This is a genomic window from Pseudomonas sp. NEEL19, assembly GCF_028751975.1.
GTDB classification, from domain to species: domain Bacteria; phylum Pseudomonadota; class Gammaproteobacteria; order Pseudomonadales; family Pseudomonadaceae; genus Aquipseudomonas; species Aquipseudomonas juntendi.
The window spans coordinates 2,016,196-2,035,553 of sequence record NZ_CP081491.1 but is presented as its reverse complement, the minus strand read 5'-3'; the positions used below and the strand labels follow the sequence as shown (position 1 = coordinate 2,035,553).

At 64.5% G+C, this 19,358-nt stretch carries 16 protein-coding genes; 9 read left to right on the top strand and 7 right to left on the bottom strand.

The genetic code is table 11. The annotated features are described in order from the left end of the window. Nucleotides 1-123: 123 nt before the first annotated feature. Complete coding sequence (locus tag K4A76_RS09055) at nucleotides 124-669, top strand: lipocalin family protein (RefSeq protein WP_274411992.1); 546 nt, start codon at nucleotides 124-126, stop codon at nucleotides 667-669. Between the two features lie 119 nt (nucleotides 670-788). After that, nucleotides 789-1,748, top strand: a complete 960-nt coding sequence (locus K4A76_RS09050; RefSeq protein WP_054904229.1) for a ribonuclease Z — start codon at nucleotides 789-791, stop codon at nucleotides 1,746-1,748. Between the two features lie 221 nt (nucleotides 1,749-1,969). Here the strand turns inward: K4A76_RS09050 and K4A76_RS09045 are convergent, their stop codons facing one another. Then, nucleotides 1,970-3,253 (bottom strand): Zn-dependent hydrolase, encoded by a 1,284-nt coding sequence (locus K4A76_RS09045; protein ID WP_274411991.1) that lies wholly within the window; start codon nucleotides 3,251-3,253, stop codon nucleotides 1,970-1,972. 139 nt (nucleotides 3,254-3,392) lie between these two features. Next, nucleotides 3,393-4,883, bottom strand: a complete 1,491-nt coding sequence (locus tag K4A76_RS09040) for an NCS1 family nucleobase:cation symporter-1 (protein WP_009683140.1) — start codon at nucleotides 4,881-4,883, stop codon at nucleotides 3,393-3,395. 338 nt (nucleotides 4,884-5,221) lie between these two features. On the opposite strand from K4A76_RS09040, the gene hydA reads away from it, so the two are divergent. The 3 genes from hydA to preA all read left to right on the top strand — a co-directional run bounded on the left by hydA (nucleotide 5,222) and on the right by preA (nucleotide 9,466). After that, nucleotides 5,222-6,661, top strand: a complete 1,440-nt coding sequence (gene hydA / locus K4A76_RS09035; protein ID WP_009683141.1) for a dihydropyrimidinase — start codon at nucleotides 5,222-5,224, stop codon at nucleotides 6,659-6,661. Nucleotides 6,662-6,824: 163 nt separating this feature from the next. Next, nucleotides 6,825-8,192: an NAD(P)-dependent oxidoreductase gene (locus K4A76_RS09030; RefSeq protein WP_274411990.1), complete on the top strand. Its 1,368-nt coding sequence runs from the start codon at nucleotides 6,825-6,827 to the stop codon at nucleotides 8,190-8,192. Further along, complete coding sequence (gene preA, locus K4A76_RS09025; RefSeq protein WP_054911519.1) at nucleotides 8,192-9,466, top strand: NAD-dependent dihydropyrimidine dehydrogenase subunit PreA; 1,275 nt, start codon at nucleotides 8,192-8,194, stop codon at nucleotides 9,464-9,466. The genes K4A76_RS09030 and preA overlap by 1 nt, the downstream gene beginning before the upstream one ends. A gap of 76 nt (nucleotides 9,467-9,542) precedes the next feature. On the opposite strand, the gene K4A76_RS09020 is transcribed toward preA, so the two are convergent. The 5 genes from K4A76_RS09020 to gnd all read right to left on the bottom strand — a co-directional run bounded on the left by K4A76_RS09020 (nucleotide 9,543) and on the right by gnd (nucleotide 15,022). Then, nucleotides 9,543-10,163 carry a TetR/AcrR family transcriptional regulator gene (locus K4A76_RS09020; RefSeq protein ID WP_274411989.1) on the bottom strand — a complete coding sequence of 207 codons (621 nt, stop codon included), beginning with the start codon at nucleotides 10,161-10,163 and terminating at the stop codon, nucleotides 9,543-9,545. Further along, a complete protein-coding gene (locus K4A76_RS09015; RefSeq protein WP_029887473.1) occupies nucleotides 10,163-10,519 on the bottom strand; it encodes a VOC family protein in 357 nt (118 codons plus the stop codon). Before K4A76_RS09015 ends, K4A76_RS09020 begins: the two co-directional genes overlap by 1 nt. Before the next feature lie 80 nt (nucleotides 10,520-10,599). Next, nucleotides 10,600-12,396 carry a glycoside hydrolase family 15 protein gene (locus K4A76_RS09010; RefSeq protein WP_274411988.1) on the bottom strand — a complete coding sequence of 599 codons (1,797 nt, stop codon included), beginning with the start codon at nucleotides 12,394-12,396 and terminating at the stop codon, nucleotides 10,600-10,602. 140 nt (nucleotides 12,397-12,536) lie between these two features. After that, entirely contained in the window at nucleotides 12,537-14,042 is a 1,506-nt protein-coding gene (gene zwf / locus K4A76_RS09005) for a glucose-6-phosphate dehydrogenase (protein WP_009683147.1), read from the bottom strand. Beyond that, nucleotides 14,039-15,022 carry a phosphogluconate dehydrogenase (NAD(+)-dependent, decarboxylating) gene (gene gnd, locus K4A76_RS09000; protein ID WP_029887475.1) on the bottom strand — a complete coding sequence of 328 codons (984 nt, stop codon included), beginning with the start codon at nucleotides 15,020-15,022 and terminating at the stop codon, nucleotides 14,039-14,041. The genes zwf and gnd overlap by 4 nt, the downstream gene beginning before the upstream one ends. 201 nt (nucleotides 15,023-15,223) lie before the next feature. Here gnd and K4A76_RS08995 point away from each other — a divergent pair, with 201 nt between their 5' ends. From K4A76_RS08995 to K4A76_RS08980, 4 genes are all read left to right on the top strand, one after another. Further along, on the top strand, nucleotides 15,224-15,391 hold the full coding sequence (locus K4A76_RS08995; protein WP_009683150.1) for a DUF6026 family protein: 168 nt from the start codon (nucleotides 15,224-15,226) through the stop codon (nucleotides 15,389-15,391). Between the two features lie 131 nt (nucleotides 15,392-15,522). Then, entirely contained in the window at nucleotides 15,523-16,032 is a 510-nt protein-coding gene (locus K4A76_RS08990) for a sigma-70 family RNA polymerase sigma factor (RefSeq protein ID WP_082416093.1), read from the top strand. After that, the gene (locus tag K4A76_RS08985; protein ID WP_274411987.1) at nucleotides 16,029-16,958 is read left to right on the top strand and encodes a DUF4880 domain-containing protein; all 930 of its coding nucleotides are present in this window, start codon (nucleotides 16,029-16,031) and stop codon (nucleotides 16,956-16,958) included. Before K4A76_RS08990 ends, K4A76_RS08985 begins: the two co-directional genes overlap by 4 nt. 65 nt (nucleotides 16,959-17,023) lie before the next feature. After that, on the top strand, nucleotides 17,024-19,351 hold the full coding sequence (locus tag K4A76_RS08980) for a TonB-dependent siderophore receptor (RefSeq protein WP_274411986.1): 2,328 nt from the start codon (nucleotides 17,024-17,026) through the stop codon (nucleotides 19,349-19,351). The last annotated feature ends 7 nt before the right edge of the window (nucleotides 19,352-19,358 follow it).

The window sequence follows — 19,358 nt, the reverse complement described above, 5'->3', positions numbered from 1 at the left end:
TGGATGGTTCACCATCGTGGATGGTAACCCAGCTGGAGCAGACAATGGTTTGCGCATACAACTTTTGCCCCGCCGCGGGATCGAACCCCAGGTAAGCCCTCATCCGTTTCAAGGAGATCAACCATGGCGCTACGCACCACGCTGCTGCTTTCTTGCATGACCCTTGCCTTGCTCGGCTGCGCCGGCAACGACCACCCCGCACCGCCGCGCACCCAGCAGGTGGACCTGCAACGCTATCAGGGCACCTGGTACGAACTGGCGCGGCTGCCGATGTTCTTCCAGCGTAATTGCGTACAGTCCGAGGCTCATTATGGGCTACGCGCCGATGGCCGTATCGACGTGACCAACCGCTGCAAGGAAAAGGACGGTGAGGTGAACGAAGCCAAAGGCATTGCTGAAGCCCAGCAGCCGGGCAGGACTGACAAATTGTGGGTACGCTTCGACAACTGGTTCAGCCGCCTGGCCCCTGGCCTGACCAAGGGTGAGTACTGGGTGCTGTACCACGACAAGGATTACCGCGTGGCACTGGTCGGCCACCCCAACCGTGAGTACCTGTGGCTGCTGTCGCGCACCCCTGCGGTCACCGACCAGCAGCGTGAACAGTTGCTGAACATTGCCCGCGAGCAAGGCTACGACACCACCAAGCTAGTCTGGCGGCAGGCTGACTAGCGGGCAATCGACGGCCTGCGACAATCCGGCTAAGGTGTGCGGCGTTGTTCGTCTCGAAGGAACGAGGCCCTGCGTATTGCGCGATTTTGCGCGACTGGACTGGCACAAGGAGCCGCAACATGGACCTGCTGTTTCTCGGTACCTCCGCCGGGGTGCCGACCAAAGCCCGCAACGTCAGCGCCACCGCCGTAGTCGAAGCCAGTGGTAGCCACTGGTACCTGGTCGACTGCGGCGAGGGCACCCAGCACCAACTGTTGCACACGCCGCTGTCGGTTCGCGACCTGCAGGCGGTCTTCATTACCCACGTTCATGGTGACCATTGTTTTGGCCTGCCCGGGCTGCTCGCCAGTGCCGGCATGAGTGGCCGTAACCAACCGCTGGATATTGTCTTGCCTGCCGCGCTGCATGGCTGGCTACGCCAAGGCCTGGCCGCCAGTGATACCTTCCTGCCGTTCGAGCTGCGCCTGCTGGCCGTGGAAGATTGGCAGGGCTGGCGCAACCAGACCCTGCAGGTAACAGCGGTGCGCTTGTCGCACCGGGTGCCGAGCGTAGGTTTCGTGTTTACCGAACTCAACCCCGAACCCCGCCTGGACACCCTGCGCCTGGAGGCTGAGGGCATACCGCGTGGCCCGATGTGGGGCGAGCTGGCCAAGGGGCGTACCGTGCAATTCGGCGAGCAACTGCTGCATGGCAATGAATACCTGCGTGGCTCGCGCCCGCCCCGGCGGATTATCGTGTGTGGCGACAATGACAACCCGCAATTGCTCGCCGACGCCGCCCGAGGCGCGGATGTGCTGGTGCATGAGGCAACCTTCACGCAGGCGGTGGTGGAGCGGACCGGGGTCACCTTTGGGCACAGCACTGCGGCAGCAGTGGCGCGCTTTGCCGAGGCGGCAGGCGTGCGCAACCTGGTGCTGACGCACTTCAGTGCCCGCTATCAGAGCGACCCAAGGCGCAGCCCGAGCATCAACGACGTGCGTGATGAGGCACTGGCCCACTACCGCGGCCGGCTGGTGCTGGCGCAGGACCTGCAGCGCTATCACATCGGCCGTGACGGCTACCTGGAACCAGCCCTGTAGGAGATAACACAGCACTAAGGGCTGCGCTGTCGCGCAGAGAACTGAATTCGTAAGCGCGACGCGGCCTGTGTGGGAGCGGGCGCGCCCGCGAAGAATCCAGCGCGGTGGCTGGCACCGGCTACGCCGGTGTTCGCGGGTGAGCCCGCTCCTACAAACGGACGGTGTGGCTCCGCCGATCTACGGCCAAACACGACCAGTGAAGGAGCGGCCCTTACGCCTGATCAAGCTGCCAGGCGGCCGCTGGCAATCGCCTGCGAAGCAGCCAGCATCGCCCGCAACAACACCGCGCAACCCGCCGCCAGGTCATCGGGTGCGGCGTTTTCGATTTCGTTGTGGCTGATGCCGTTCTCGCACGGAACGAAAATCATCCCCGCCGGCCCCAGCTCCGCAAGGAAGATCGCGTCATGCCCTGCCCCGCTGACGATGTCCATGTGCGGCAACCCCAGGGCCTTGGCCGAATCACGCACGGCATCGACACAGCCCTTGTCAAAGTACAATGCCGGGAAGTCCGCGGTGGGCACCAGTTCGTGGCTCAGGCCATGCTTGGCGCAGGTCGCCTCGATGACCCCTCGTACCTCGGCGATCATCGCATCCAGTTGCTCGCGCTCAAGGTGGCGGAAGTCCAGGGTCATGCGCACTTCGCCAGGGATTACGTTGCGTGAGCCCGGGTAGGCCTGCAAGCAACCCACCGTGCCGCAGGCATGCGGCTGGTGGCCGAGGGCTGTGCGGTTGACCGCTTCGACCACCGCGGCGGCACCCACCAGGGCATCCTTGCGCAGGTGCATGGGGGTGGGGCCGGCATGGGCTTCGACGCCGCGCAGGGTCAGGTCGAACCACTTCTGGCCAAGGGCACCGAGGACCACCCCAATGGTCTTGGCCTGGTCCTCGAGTATCGGCCCTTGCTCAATATGCGCTTCGAAATATGCCCCCACCGGGTGCCCGAGCACCGCACGTGGGCCGGCGTAGCCAATGGCGTTCAACGCCTCGCCCACACTGGTGCCCTGGGCATCGCGCTTGGCCAGGGTTTCTTCCAGGGTGAACTTGCCGGCGAACACACCCGACCCCATCATGCAGGGGGCAAAGCGCGAACCTTCTTCGTTGGTCCACACCACCACCTCCAGCGGTGCTTCGGTTTCCACGCCCAGGTCGTTGAGGGTACGGAGCACTTCCAGCCCGGCCATCACGCCGAAACAGCCGTCGAACTTGCCGCCAGTGGGCTGGGTATCGATATGGCTGCCGGTCATCACCGGTGGCAGCTTGGGGTTACGCCCAGGGCGACGGGCGAAGATATTGCCCACGGCATCGACGCTGACCGTGCAACCGGCCGCCTCGCACCATTGCACGAACAAGTCGCGGGCCTGGCGGTCGAGGTCGGTCAGGGCCAGGCGGCAGACACCCCCCTTGGGCGTGGCGCCGAGGCGGGCCAGGTCCATCAGCGATTGCCAGAGGCGGGCACTGTCGATGTGGTGGGCGGTGGTCTTGAGGATGTCTTGGAAAGGGGTCACGGGTTTCTCCTTCAGGCTTTTTTGTTGTCTGTTCGGGCCTCTTCGCGGGCATGCCCGCTCCCACCAGATCGCCACAGGTTTTCCAGTACTGCGTAATACCTGTAGGAGCGGGCATGCCCGCGAAGAAGCAGACACGGTCTCAGGGCAAGGGTTTGACCAGCCGCGCCGGGCTGCGCGCCGCCAAGCCAGCGAACACGTAGTACAACGCCGCCCCCAGCAGCGAGCCGGTGAACCAGCCATAGTCGTAGAACCAGCTGAAGCTGCTGTTGCCGATCGCCAGCACCGTCAACCCCACGGGCAGCACGAAGGCGGCGAAGCCGGCCCAGTTCCACGCCGGGTACACGTCGTCGCGGTACAGCCCGGCGAGGTCCAGCTTTTGCCGGCGGATCAGGAAGTAATCCACCACCATGATCCCGGCTATCGGCCCGAGCAGGCTGGAGTAGCCCAGCAACCAATTGGAGTACACGCTTTCCAGGCTCAGGTCGGACACGATCCAGCCCAGTTTCTTCAGCAACTCGTGGCCCATCAGCGCCAGGCCGATGAAGCCGGTCAGCCACACCGCACGGCTGCGCCCGATCAGGCGCGGGGCGATGTTCTGGAAGTCGTTGGTCGGCGACACGATGTTCGCCGCAGTGTTGGTCGACAGGGTGGCGATCACGATCAGCGCCATGGCCAGGGCGACCCAGAACGGGCTGTGGATCTTGCCGATCAGACTGACCGGGTCGGACACCGTTTCGCCCACCAGCGACGCCGAGGCCGCAGTCAGCACCACGCCCAAGGCCGCGAACAGGAACATGGTCAGCGGCAGGCCAAAGATTTGCCCGAGGATCTGGTCCTTCTGGCTGCGGGCATAGCGGCTGAAATCGGGAATGTTCAGCGACAGCGTGGCCCAGAAGCCGACCATGGCCGTGAGCCCAGCGCAGAAGTAGCTGACCACGCTGGCGCCTTCAGGGCGTTTGGGCGGTTGCGCCAGCAGTTCGGTCATCGACATGTGTGGCAAGGCCCACACCAGCAGGCCCAGCCCAACGGCCACCAGCAGCGGCGCCGAGAGCGTCTCCAGCCACTTGATCGACTCGGCGCCCCGCAGTACCACCCACAGGTTCAGGCACCAGAAGATCATGAACCCGATCACCTCGCCGACACCGCCCAGGGCCTTCCAGCCGTCGAACACCGACCCCAGGAACAGGTGGATGGCCAGCCCGCCGAACAGGGTCTGGATCCCGAACCAGCCGCAGGCCACCACGGCGCGAATCAGGCACGGCACGTTGGAGCCCAGAATGCCGAACGACGAGCGCAGCAGCACCGGAAACGGGATACCGTACTTGGTGCCGGGGAACGCGTTGAGGGTCAGTGGGATCAGCACGATGATGTTGGCCAGCAGGATCGCCAGCAACGCCTCGCCAACGCTCAGGCCAAAGTAGGCTGTGAGCACGCCGCCGAGGGTGTAGGTTGGCACGCAGATGGACATGCCTACCCACAGGGCCGTGATGTGCCATTTGTTCCAGGTGCGCTGGTGCACCTTGGTCGGGGCGATGTCGTGGTTGTAGCGCGGGCTGTCGAGAACATCACTGCCCTCGGCCAGCTCGAACAGGCCATCCTGCTCGACCACTTGCGATCTGCTCTGTTGCATGGGCCTTTCTCCAGACTTTTTCGAGTTGTCTGCTCATCGGGCTAATTCGATGGCCGGAGTACACACGCGTATGAGTGCCTTAGAAATCTCGACCAATTTTCTATCTTGTCAAGTTAGTCAAAAACCCTGGAGGCCCCGAATTCAGCGGGCTCTAAATATTTAATTCATTTAAATCAATGACTTAAAAACCACAAAATAAATAGGAAATTTTCTTGCCGAATTCAGGATCAGCATCTAGCCTCGAATCTTGTCAGGCATGACAGGATTAACCCCTGCCCGCCCTGCTTCCGAAAATTCCAAGAACCGGCCAAGACCGGTCAGCCTGCGAGGAAAACGGCATGTCCCTGTTGATCCGTGGCGCCACCGTTGTTACCCACGAAGAGAGTTACCCCGCCGATGTGCTGTGTGCCGATGGCCTGATCCGTGCAGTCGGGCCTGGCCTGGAAGCGCCGACCGATTGCGAGATCCTCGACGGCAGCGGGCAATATCTGATGCCAGGCGGCATCGACCCGCACACCCATATGCAATTGCCGTTCATGGGCACCGTGGCCAGTGAAGACTTCTTCAGCGGTACCGCGGCCGGCCTGGCGGGCGGCACCACATCGATCATCGACTTCGTCATTCCCAACCCGCAGCAGTCACTGCTGGAGGCCTTTCACACCTGGCGCGGCTGGGCCCAGAAAAGTGCCAGCGACTATGGCTTCCACGTCGCCGTCACCTGGTGGAGCGAGCAGGTGGCCGAAGAGATGGGCGAACTGGTGGCCAAGCATGGGGTGAACAGCTTCAAGCACTTCATGGCCTACAAGAACGCCATCATGGCGGCCGATGACACCTTGGTGGCCAGCTTCGAGCGCTGCCTGCAGCTAGGTGCAGTGCCCACCGTGCATGCCGAAAATGGCGAGCTGGTCTTCCACCTGCAGAAAAAGCTGCTGGCACAGGGCCTGACCGGGCCGGAAGCACACCCCCTGTCACGCCCTTCGCAGGTTGAAGGCGAGGCGGCCAGCCGCGCCATCCGCATTGCCGAAACCCTCGGTACACCGCTGTACCTGGTGCACATTTCCAGCCGCGAGGCGCTGGATGAAATCGCCTATGCGCGGGCCAAGGGCCAACCGGTTTACGGCGAAGTGCTGCCTGGCCACTTGCTGCTGGACGACAGCGTCTACCGTGACCCGGACTGGGCCACAGCCGCCGGCTACGTCATGAGCCCACCGTTCCGCCCGCGCGAGCACCAGGAGGCGCTGTGGCGCGGCCTGCAGGCGGGCAACCTGCACACCACAGCCACCGACCACTGCTGCTTCTGCGCCGAACAGAAAGCCATGGGCCGGGATGACTTCAGCCGCATCCCCAATGGCACCGCCGGCATCGAAGACCGCATGGCGGTGCTGTGGGATGCCGGGGTCAACAGCGGGCGCCTGTCGATGCACGAGTTCGTGGCACTGACCTCTACCAACACGGCGAAGATCTTCAACCTGTTCCCACGCAAGGGCGCCATCCGCGTAGGGGCCGATGCCGATCTGGTGCTATGGGACCCGCAAGGCACGCGCACCATCTCGGCCCAGACCCACCACCAACGGGTGGACTTCAACATCTTCGAAGGCCGCACTGTACGTGGCGTCCCCAGCCACACCATCAGCCAGGGCAAAGTGGTCTGGGCTGATGGCGACCTGCGCGCCGAGGCGGGCGCGGGGCGCTATGTGGAGCGGCCGGCGTATCCGTCGGTGTATGAGGTGCTGGAGCGTCGGGCCGACCAGCAGCGGCCGACGCCCGTTCAGCGCTGAAGCCATTGGGGCTGCTGCGCAGCCCATCGCGACACAAGGCCGCTCCTACAGGAATGCGCGGTCCCTTGTAGGAGTGGCCTTGCGTCGCGGTGGGCCGCACAGCGGCCCCCGATCCCACCACAACAGCTGTCGCCTGAACCAAAAAAATAGAGAGGCTACAACCGTGATCGACGCCCTGAACCATTTGCCGCGCCCCCGGGCCGGCGCCGACCAATTGGCCGAGTGCTTCAGCGACCTGGCCCCACCCCTCACCGCACGCCAGGCCGCCGTGGAAAGCGCCCGCTGCCTGTATTGCTACGACGCGCCCTGCGTCAACGCGTGCCCCAGCGAAATCGACATCCCGTCATTCATCCACCGCATCAGCGACGAGAACCTGCAAGGCGCTGCCGAACGGATTCTGTCGGCCAACATTCTCGGCGGCAGCTGTGCCCGCGTCTGCCCGACCGAAATCCTGTGCCAGCAAGCGTGTGTGCGCAACAACGCGCAGGAATGCGCCCCGGTACTGATCGGCCAGTTGCAACGCTACGCCCTGGACAATGCCCAGTTCAGCGACCACCCGTTCCAGCGTTCACCGGCCACGGGCAAGCGCATTGCGGTGGTCGGCGCTGGCCCTGCGGGGCTGGCCTGCGCGCATCGGCTGGCCATGCATGGCCATGACGTGGTGGTGTTCGAAGCCTGTGACAAGCCAGGTGGCCTCAATGAATACGGCATCGCCCGCTACAAGCTGGTTGACGATTACGCCCAGCGGGAAGTGGCATTCCTGCTGGGCATCGGCGGTATCGAGCTGCGCCATGGCCAGCGCCTGGGGGGCAACCTCGGCCTGGGCGAACTGCGCGAACAATACGATGCGGTGTTCCTTGGCCTGGGCCTGAATGCCGTGCGCCAGCTAGGGCTGGCCGATGAAGAGGCCCCCGGCCTGCTTGCCGCCACCGCTTACATCCGCGAGCTGCGCCAGGCAGACGACCTCAGCCAATTGCCGCTGGCCGAGCGCTGCCTGGTGATCGGTGCTGGCAACACCGCCATCGACATGGCGGTGCAAATGAGCCGCCTGGGTGCCCGCGACGTCAACCTGGTGTACCGCCGTGGCCACGCCGACATGGGGGCCACCGGGCACGAGCAGGACATCGCCAAGGCCAACCAGGTACGCTTGCACACCTGGGCCCGCCCCGACAGCGTGCTGCTGGATGACACCGGCAACGTGCGCGGCATGCGCTTTGCCCGTACCGAATTGGCCGACGGCCGCCTGCGCGACACCGGCGAAACCTTCGAACTGGCCGCCGACGCCATCTTCAAGGCCATCGGCCAGCGTTTCGACGACAGCAGCCTCGCCGACCCTGTGGCCGCACAACTGGCCCGCGACGGTGAGCGCATTCGCGTTGACGTGAACATGCAGACCAGCCTGCCAGGGGTATACGCCGGTGGCGACTGCACCGCGCTGGGCCAGGACCTCACCGTTCAGGCCGTACAACACGGCAAAGTGGCCGCCGAAGCCATCCATGCCCAACTCATGCTCAACGTGGAGGCAGCGTAATGGCCGACTTGTCTATCGTGTTCGCCGGGATCAAGGCCCCCAACCCGTTCTGGCTGGCGTCCGCGCCGCCCACCGACAAAGCCTACAACGTGGTCCGCGCCTTTGAAGCCGGCTGGGGTGGCGTGGTGTGGAAGACCCTTGGCGAAGACCCGGCCGCGGTCAACGTCTCGTCGCGCTACTCGGCCCATTACGGCGCCAACCGCCAGGTGCAGGGCATCAACAACATCGAACTGATCACCGACCGTTCACTGGAAATCAACCTGCGCGAAATCACCCAGGTGAAGAAGGACTGGCCCGACCGCGCGTTGATCGTGTCGCTGATGGTGCCGTGCGAGGAAGCGTCGTGGAAGTTCATCCTGCCGCTGGTGGAAGCCACCGGCGCCGATGGCATCGAGCTGAACTTCGGCTGCCCGCACGGCATGCCCGAGCGCGGCATGGGCGCGGCGGTCGGCCAGGTGCCGGAGTACGTGGAAATGGTCACCCGCTGGTGCAAGCAGCACTGCTCGCTGCCGGTGATCGTCAAGCTGACGCCGAACATCACCGACATCCGCCAATCGGCACGGGCTGCGCATCGCGGCGGGGCCGATGCAGTGTCGCTGATCAACACCATCAACTCGATCACCAGCGTCGACCTTGACCGCATGGTCGCCCACCCCATCGTCGGTGACCAGAGCACCCATGGCGGTTACTGCGGCTCGGCGGTGAAGCCGATCGCCCTGAACATGGTGGCGGAGATTGCCCGTGACCCGGCCACCCATGGCCTGCCGATTTGCGGCATCGGCGGCATCGGCAACTGGCGCGACGCGGCCGAATTCATGGCGCTGGGCAGCGGCGCGGTGCAGGTGTGCACGGCGGCCATGCTGCATGGCTTTCGCATCGTCGAAGACATGAAAGACGGCCTGGCCCGCTGGATGGACCAGCACGGCCACGCCAACATCGAGGCGTTCCGTGGCCAGGCGGTAGGGCATACCACCGACTGGAAGTATCTGGACATCAACTACAAGTCGGTGGCGCATATCGACCAGCAAGCGTGCATCGGTTGCGGTCGCTGCCACATCGCCTGCGAGGACACCTCGCACCAGGCCATCGCCAGTACGCTGAAGGCAGACGGTACGCATGCCTACAGCGTGATCGAGGAAGAATGTGTGGGCTGCAACCTGTGCCAGATCACCTGCCCGGTGGAGAACTGCATCGACATGCAGGCGCAGGACACTGGCAAGCCTTACCTGAACTGGACCCAGGACCCGCGCAACCCCTACCGCGAAGCGAGCTGATGTAGACCGGCACCTGCCGCACTGGCACGGCCTTTTTGTGGACAGCAAAAAGACCGTGCGCGGCAGGCATGGCCGGTCACGGCTCCAGGCCAATCCCCCGCAGGATCACACTGGTCACCGTTTGCACCGCACTTTCGAACGCCAGGTCCGACAGTTCATCGCCGCCGTTAAGCAACTGCACCTGGTAACCGAAGTCGGCGTAATGCTGGGTCGAGGCCCAGATCATGTACAGCAGCGCCGAGGGCTCGACCGGCAGAATGCGCCCCTCCTCCACCCAGCGGCGGATCTTCGCCTCCTTCAGCTTGGCCCACGGCACCAGGCTGTCATCCAGGTTGCCCCCCAGCACCGGTGCCCCATGCAGCATTTCCTCGGCCCAGATCTTCGAGCCTAGCGGCCGTGACCGCGAATGCCCCATTTTCGCGCGGATATAGCTGGTCAGCACCACCCGTGGGTCGTCGAAATTCTCGAAACACAGCGCGTCCTGCTTCCACACATCCAGCAGGTCCTGCAGCACCGCACGGAACAACTCGTCCTTGGTGCTGAAGTAGTAATGCAGGTTGGAACGCGGCAGTTCGGCCTGCTCGGCGATATCGCCCATGGAGGTCGCGCCGTAGCCTTTTTCGGCGAACACCTTTTCCGCCGCGTGCAGGATCTTGCCAACGTTGCGCCGGCGAATTTCGATCTTGTGATTGGCCATCAGGCTTGAGCCGTCCACACCGCCAGTTCATAACCGTCCGGGTCAATGAAATGGAAACGCCGCCCACCGGGGAAGGCAAAGGTCGCGCGGCTGATACTGCCCCCCGCCGCGGTCACGCGCTGCTGCGTGGCTTGCAGGTCATCGGCGTAAAGGATGATCAACGGCCCCCCCGGGCGCACCGGCTCCCCCGTGGTAAAGCCGCCCGTGAGGCGGCCGTCGCTGAATTCGCTGTAGGTTGGCCCGTAGTCGGTAAAGCGCCAGCCGAAAACATGCCCATAGAACGCCTTGCTGCGTGCGATATCGCTGACATTGAACTCGATGTTGTCGATCTGCCGATCCGAACCGCGGATACCCATGGACGCTCCTTGCCGAATGAGATTTGACCTAGTCTACCCCGCTCGCTTGCCGGAGCGTGCACAAATTCGGTGCAGCCGGCTCAACCGCAACTGGCCCGGTCGCGGGCCGGGCAGCGGGCCTGCTGGAGGTTCAGGGCGGTGTTGATGATGCCGATATGGCTGAACGCCTGCGGGTAGTTGCCAAGCATGCGCTGGCAGGCCGGGTCGTATTGCTCGGCCAGCAGGCCCACGTCGTTGCACAGGCCGGTCAAACGCTCGTACAACGCTTGCGCTTGCGCCATCCGGCCCAGCAGGATGTAGACGTCGGCCAGCCAGAACGAGCAGACCAGGAACGTACCTTCGCCCGGGGCCAGGCCATCCCCGGCACTGTCACTGTCGTAGCGCATCAGCAACCCGTTTTTCAGCAAGCGTTGCTCGATCTGTTCCAGCGTGCGCAGAAAGCGCGGGTCATCGGCAGGCAGGAAGCCGGTCAGGGCGATCTGCAGCAGGCTGGCGTCCATCTCGTCCGAACCATAGGCCTGAACGAAGAAACTGCCGCTGCTGTCGAGCCCTTGCTCACACACTTCACGGCGGATCTGGTCGGCCACCTGGCGGTAATGCTGGCCATGCTCACGGCCTTCTTCGGTGGTGTCTGCCAAGCCGGCAGCGCGGTCGAACGCCACCCAGGCCATCACCTTGGAATGCACGAACTGCTGGCGGCCGCCGCGCACCTCCCAGATACCCTCGTCCGGCTGGCGCCAGATACGCTCCACATAGGGCAGGATCAGCCGAGAGATGGCGGCGCTACGCGGATGGCGCGGCAAGCCGCCCTTGATTGCCTGGCTCATGGCATCGGCCAGTTCGCCATAGATATCCAGCTGCGCCTGGGCCGACGCGGCATTGCCCACCCGCACCGGTTGCGAGTGCTCGTACCCCGGCAACCAGGGCAAGGTGTATTCCTGCAGGTCGCGCTCGCCACCCAGGCCGTACATGATCTGCATCTGTTCGGGGTTGCCGGCCACCGAGCGCAGCAGCCATTCGCGCCAGGCCTGGGCCTCGTCGAAATAGCCCAGGTTCATGAATGCCAGCAAGGTCATGGTGGCGTCGCGCAGCCAGCAGAAACGGTAATCCCAGTTGCGGTCGCCGCCGAGTTGTTCCGGCAACGACGTGGTGACGGCCGCAACGATGCCGCCAGTGGGGGCATACGTCATGGCTTTCAGGGTGAGTAACGCGCGACGGACCAGTGCGCTGTAGGGGCCTACCTGAGGGCAGCGGTCGGCGAACGCCTGCCAGTGCTCGCAGGTATGGGCCAGGGCCGCGTCGGCATCGCAGCCGGGCTGCACCGGCAGGTGCGAGGGCTGGTGGCGCAGGCTGAACACCTGGCGCTGGCCGGCCGCCACGCGAAAGCGCGCGCCGGTGTGGTGGTCGCGGGCATGGGGCGGTACGGTGCTGCACAGGATCAGGCGGTCGGGGCCGGCCACCGCGCTGAGGGTGAGCGGGTCCAAGCGTTCGACCCATGGCACGCTGCGCCCGTAATCGAAGCGCATGACCAGGTCCATTTCGAAATTGGTTTCGCCCGAGAGGCCTTCGACGATGCGCACCACGGCGTTGACGTCACCCAGCGGCATGAAATCGAGTACGCGGGCCCGGCCAGTGGCAGTGACCCACGTGGTTTCCAGCACCAGCGTGTCGTTCAGGTACTGCCGGCTGCAGTGCTCGACCGGGTCGCAAGGGGCCAGGCGCCAGCGGCCGTTTTCTTCGTTGCCCAGCAAGGCGGCGAACACCGCCGGGGCGTCGAAGCGTGGCAGGCATAGCCAGTCGAGCGAGCCATCCCGGCTGACCAGGGCGGCGCTGCGGCAATTGCCCAACAGGGCGTAATCTTCTATGTGGGCGGGCATCGCGTTTCCTTAAAGTGGTTGCCTGTGCAGGCCCTTTCGCTTGTCAACCCGCCCCACAGGGCCGCGCCGCCCAAGGGGTTGTGCAGCCCCTGTCAAAAGGGGTTCACTCGCGAAGCAGCCGGCACACGCCGAAAAACCTGTTACCCCAAACGGTGCCATTCCCGCTTGTCCCGGCTCAGCAGGTCATTGCCCGCCTCGGGGCCATCTTCACCCGCCGGGTACTCGTGCACCTCGCCCCCCTGGGCCCAGGCGTCGAGGAACGGCTGCACGGCACGCCAGCCGTTCTCGATGTTGTCGGCCCGCTGAAACAGGGTCTGGTCACCGGTCAGGCAGTCATAGATCAAGGTCTCGTAGCCGGTCGCCGGGGTCATCTTGAAGAAGTCCTTGTAGGCAAAGCCCAGCTCGACATTCTCCATCACCAACTCCGGCCCGGGGCGCTTGGCCTGCAGGTCGAACCACATGCCTTCGTTGGGCTGAATCTGGATTTTCAGGTAGTTGGGTTTGGGGCGCTCCAGCTCCGACTCGCGGAACTGCGCGTACGGTGCCGGCTTGAAACAGATGGCAATCTCGGTGTCACGCACGCTCATGCGCTTGCCGGTACGCAAGTAGAACGGCACCCCCGCCCAGCGCCAGTTGTCGATCATCACCTTCAGCGCCACGTAGGTTTCGGTCTGGCTGTCGGGCGCGACATTGGCCTCCTCGCGGTAGCCGGGCAGGTGCTTGCGCCCCTGCTTGCCGGCGCTGTACTGGCCCCGCACGGAATGCTTCAGCGCCATCTTCGCCGACCACGGGCGGATGGCGCCGATCACCTTGGCCTTTTCGCCGCGCACGGCGTCGGCGCCGAACGCTGCCGGCGGCTCCATGGCAACCATGGCCAGCAGCTGGAACAGGTGGTTGGGCACCATGTCGCGCAAGGCGCCGGTGGCGTCGTAGAAGCCACCCCGCGTCTCGACACCGACGGTTTCCGCGGCGGTGATCTGCACATGGTCGATGTAGTGGTTGTTCCAGAACGACTCGAACAACCCATTGGAGAACCGGCTGACCAGAATGTTCTGCACCGTTTCTTTGCCCAAGTAGTGGTCGATACGGTAGATCTGCCGCTCGCCCATCACCTTCAGCAGGCAGGCGTTCAACGCCTCGGCACTGGCCAGGTCGGTGCCGAACGGCTTCTCCACCACTACCCGGCGAAAGCCGCCGGCAGACTCGTCGAGCAAGCCGGCCTCGCCAAGGCGCTGGGCCACTTCAGGGAAGAAACGCGGCGAGGTGGCCAGGTAAAAGATGGCGTTGCCGTGGCTGGTCTTGTCAATGCGCTTGCCCAGCGCCTGGTAAGTGGCCGGGTCGAGGAAATCGCCCGTCTGGTAGTCCAGGCGCTTGGCCAGCCGCGCCCAGAGTTTTTCGTCCAGGCACTGGGCGGCGCCTTCGCCGCCCTTGTCACGCTCGGCCATGAACGCATGCAGGCGTGCGGCAAATTCCTCGGCCGTGGCAGGGTTGTGGTCAACGCCAACGATGCGCAGGTTGCGGTCGAGCAAACCGTCGCGGCTGAGGTTGTACAGCGCAGGCATGAGCAAGCGCTTGACCAGGTCGCCATTGGCGCCGAACAGAAACAGCGTGCAGGGGGGTGCGGCCGGAGTGCTCTTTTTAGTCATTCGTCTTTTTTCTCGACATGGCCACCGAAGCCCAGGCGCATGGCCGAGAGCACTTTGTCACCGTAGGTGCCCTGCTGCTGACGCGAGCGGAAACGGGCAAACAATGCGCTGGACAGGACCGGTACCGGCACTGCCTGCTCCACGGCGGCATCGATGGTCCAGCGGCCCTCGCCACTGTCGGATACAGAGCCACTGAACTGCGACAGCTGCGGGTCGGCCACCAGCGCATCGGCGGTGAGGTCGAGCAGCCACGAGGTGACCACACTGCCCCGGCGCCATACCTCGGCGATTTCGGCCACATCGAGGTCGAAGCGCTGGTCTTCCGGCAGTTCGTTGCCGCCTTTGCTGCGCAGCAGGTCGAAACCTTCGGCATAGGCCTGCATCAGGCCGTATTCGATGCCGTTGTGCACCATTTTCACGTAGTGGCCGGCGCCCGGTGGGCCAGCGTGGATATAACCGTGCTCGGCGCGCTGGTGTTCGCCGCTGCGGCCATGGGTGCGCGGAATGTCGCCTACACCCGGTGCCAACGCCTTGAACAGCGGCTCCAGGCGCTCGAACACGTCCTTCTCGCCACCGATCATCATGCAGTAGCCGCGGTCCAGGCCCCATACCCCGCCAGAGGTACCTACGTCCAGGTAATGCAGGCCACGCTTGGCCAGCTCGGCGGCGCGGCGCATGTCGTCCTTGTAGAAGGTGTTGCCGCCGTCGATGATGGCATCGCCCGGCTCCAGCAGCTCGGCCAGTTGCGCGATGGTCTGCTCGGTCGGCTCGCCAGCCGGCAGCATGACCCACACCGCGCGTGGCGCTTTCAGTTTTTGCACCAGCGCGCCAAGGTCGTGTGCGCCCTGGGCGCCCTCGCCTTCAAGGCCGGTAACCGCCTCGCGGTTGCGGTCGTGCACCACGGTGCGGTGGCCAGCGCGCATCAGGCGCCTTGCGATATTGCCGCCCATGCGGCCCAGCCCGACGATTCCCAGTTGCATGAGCCGATGCTCCCCTTTCGAAATAGATGACAACAGTCCAGCTGTTCAGGTTAGTCCAGCATGCCGCCCGAGGGTTCAGCGACGAACGGCAAGACCACGATAAACAAAAAAGTTCCCAAGGCTTGTGAAAGAATTCAAAATGCGGCCGCCAGAAGCGTCTACGCTTTGAATTGTCACCAGCCAAAACCGCGAGGTGTGCTCATGGGTACCTTGATGCCTGCAACCCCAACCCAGACCCTCTATGTCTCCGTGCGCCGTGATGAGCTGCGTAAACTCAAAGACGAACGTGACCAACTGCGCCAACAGGTCGCCGAGCTGAACGTGTTGCTGGACCAGGCACGCATCGCCGCTAAAGCCATCGACCTCTGATTTTCCCCCGCCCTCGGTGGGAGTCCTGCGCTCCCACGCTGCAGCCCCAACCCTCAGAAAAAGTTGAATTGGGAACGATTCGCGTTTAAGGTGCGCGCTTTTCTTCCATCCTTTCGCTTCAGGGGCGCTGCATGGCTATGCATGAAACGGATGCGATCATTCCGCTCGAAGCGCTGTACCACAACGAACGCGGTTGGCTGCACGCCTGGCTGAGGCGTTCGCTGGGCTGTTCGCAGCAGGCGGCAGACCTGGCCCAGGACACCTTCGTACGCCTGCTGGTGCGCAACCAACCGATCAGCGCCCGAGCCCCTCGTGCATTGTTGGCGCGCATCGCCCGTGGCCTGGTGGTGGACCACTGGCGGCGCGATGCCCTGCAGCGTGCCTACCTGCAAGCCTTGGCACAACTGCCCGATGCCAGCTACCCCTCACCGGCTGTACGCCACGAAGCACTGCAATGCCTGGAGCGTATCGCGCAGTTGCTCGATGGGCTCAAGCCGGCTGTGCGCGAAGCCTTTCTGCTTTACCAGCTGGCCGGCCTGACGCACGCGCAGGTTGCCGAGCAGCTTGGGGTATCCGGGCGTACGGTGGAGCGCCATGTCGCCCAGGCGCTGCTGCACTGCTACCGGGTGTGCTTCGAGTGACGGCCAGCGCAGAGCGCCTGCCGGAAAACATCGTGCGCATGGCCATCGAATGGCAGCTGCGCCTGCGCCGCCAGCCGGGTGATATCGAACTGCTCAAGCAGTGCCAGGCCTGGCGCTTGCGCGATGCCCGCCACGAACTGGCCTGGCGGCGCATGCAGCAAGTCTGCGGGCACTTTCATGCCGAGCCGTTGCCCGGCGCCACTCACACGGCTGCCGTGCTGCGCCAGGCCGAAGTCGACCTGAGCCGCCGGCGTGCCATGAAGCTGCTCGGCCTGGGGCTTGCCGCAGGCAGCGCCACGCTGCTGCTTGCCAACACGCCACAGGCCTGGCGCAGTGACTTTGCCACCCAGGTTGGGCAACGCCGACAGTGGCAGCTGGCGACTGACCTGCAACTGCAGCTCAATACCGACAGTGCCGTGGACGTGAGCCAGCGCGAGGCCCGCTTGCGCAGCGGCGAGTTGCTAGTCGATGGCCATGACTGGCGCGTGCAATGCGCCCATGGGCTGTGCCGCGCCAGGCAGGCACGGGCGGCGCTGCGCGAGCGTGAAGGTTACAGTGAACTGCATGTCGAGCACGGCGAAGTGCGGGTGACAACCGCCACCGGTGAGCAGCACGTGGCTGCCGGCCAAGGCCTGGCACTCTACCCTGGCAAGCTCACCCGCCTGGGCCCCGGCCCCCTGGACCCATTCGCATGGGCGCGCGGCTTGCTGGTGGTCGACGACATCCGCCTGGCCGATTTTCTTTTTGAAGCCGGGCGTTACCGCCGCGGTTGGCTGCACTGCCAACCGCGCCTCGCCGACCTGCGCCTGTCCGGCGTCTTTCGCCTGGACCAGCCAGACGTTCTGCTCGGCAACCTCACCCACCTGCTGCCGGTGCGCGTTGAGCAACGTACCCGCTGGTGGGTGCGCGTGGTGGCGCAGGCTTGAAAAAAAATGGCGGACTTTGCCGTTTGATCCGGTTAGGGCAGATCACTCCCTGAATGGACCCTCGCATGTTACCTGTCCGCCTGCCCTTCCCCTCTCGCCCCTTGTCCCGCGCCGTGTGCCTGGCGCTGTCGCTGCTGGCTGCCAGCAGCCATGCCGCGCCGGCCACCGCGCCGAGCGTACCGGCAGGCCCCTTGGGGCAGGCCTTGAGCCGCTTTGCCGAGCGCTCGGGTATCACCCTGTCGTTCTCGCCGGCAGCCGTACAGGGCTTGAACAGCCCAGGCCTTGCCGGCGGAGGTTCCCTGGATGACGGCCTGGCGCAACTGCTCGAGGGCAGCGGCCTGGTGCCGCAAAAGACCAGCTCGGGCTATGTGGTGCTGCCCGCGCACGAGGATACCGGCCTGCAACTGGAGCCGATCAGCATCGATGCCAGCGCCTCGCAAAGCGCTTTCGCCCCCGTACCCGGTTATTTCGCCAGCAATGCCAGCAGCGCGACCAAGACGGACCGCCCGATCCTGGAGACCGCGCAAAGCATCAGTGTGGTAACCGCCGAACAGATGGCCGACCGCAAGGTTGATCGCGTCGAGGATGCCGTCGCCTATACGGCTGGCGTGCGGGTGGGGGCCTCGGGGCTGGACCCACGCTTCGACACCATCAGCGTCCGCGGTTTCGACACCACCATGGCTGCCGACTTCCTCGACGGCCTGCGCCAGCCCGGCAGCGGCTGGCTATCGCTGTACCAGACAGAGGCCTATGGCCTGGAACGCATCGAGGTACTCAAGGGCCCGTCGTCGGTGATGTACGGGCAAATCAGCCCGGGTGGCATGATCAACCGCGTGAGCAAGCGCCCGAGCCTGCAGGCTCGCAACGAAGTGCAGGTGCAGGCAGGCAACTACAACCACCAGCAAGGCCAGTTCGACCTGGGCGGCAAGCTGGACCCGGCAGGCGATGTGCTGTACCGGGTGGTCGGGGTTTACCGCGATGCCGAGAACTACATCGAGCAGTTGAACAACGATGTGCGCATGATCGCCCCTTCGCTCACCTGGCAGCTCGACCCGGACACCAGCCTGACCTTGCTGGCGCGCTACCAGGAACGCGAAACCGCCGCTTCGCCAATGCTGTACCAACAAGGCAAGCACCTGACCAACTTCTGGCAAGGCGACGAATACTTCGACAAGCTGCAGCAACGCCAATGGACTTTCGGCTACGAATTCGAGCATGCCTTCAACGACACGTTCAGCGTGCAGCAGAACCTGCGCTACGGCCAGGTCGACACCACCAACCAGTACCTGCAACCCTACCAGGAGCGTGAAGGGCACATCCTCGACCGCTATGCGGTGGGGGTATACGAAGACATGTCGACACTGTCGGCGGACACCCGCCTGGTCAGCCGTTTCGATACCGGTGCGCTGCACCACACCCTGCTGACCGGCCTGGACTATGGCTGGATCGACACCTCGCTGCTGTATGCCAGTGGCCCGGCACCTTCGATCGACCGCTTCGCCCCCGACTACCACCAGCCTGTGGCCAGGCCCGGCACGCCGTTGGCAGACGAAGACGGCCTGGAACAACGCACCGGCCTGTACCTGCAGGACCAGGTGGACCTGGGCCAATGGCGCCTGTCGGCCGGCCTGCGCCGCGACGTGGTGCACGTGCGCCGCAGTGACAACCTCAGCGGCATCAACCGCAAGACCAGCGATTCGGCCACCACGGGCTCGGTCGGCGTGCTTTACCTGTTCGACAACGGCATCGCACCTTATGCCAGCTACGCCACCTCGTTCCAGCCGCAAAGCGGCAGTGGTGCGTACAAGCCGACCGAGGGTGAACAGTACGAAGCGGGCTTGAAGTACCAACCGCCCGGCAGCACGACCCTGATGACCGCCTCGCTTTACCACCTGACCCAGAAGAACGTGCTGACCCGCGACTTGGCCAACCCGATCAACAGCATTGCCACCGGTGAGCAAGTGTCCAGGGGCCTGGAACTGGAGGCAGTGGCGGACCTGGGAGAGCGGCTGAAGATGACTGCCAGTTACAGCTACAACAATGCCAAAGTCACCCGAAGCAACGATGGCAACGAAGGCAAGCAGCCGCTCGACGTTCCGCGCCACCTGGCCTCGCTGTGGCTCGACTACCGCCTGCCGCTGGGCCTCGGGGTGTCAGGTGGCGCACGTTACACCGCCAGCAACTACGGCGACGCCCAGAACACCGTGAAGAACGAGGGCTACACCCTGGTCGATGCCGGCGTGCACTACGACTTCGGCGGTGGCCTGGACGGCGTGCGCCTGGCCTTGAATGCCCGCAATCTGTTCGACAAGCGTTACATCAACTGCCAACAAGGCTATTGCTACCGGGGTGAAGCGCGCAGCGTGGTCACCAGCCTGAGCTACCGCTGGTAAGGGGGCT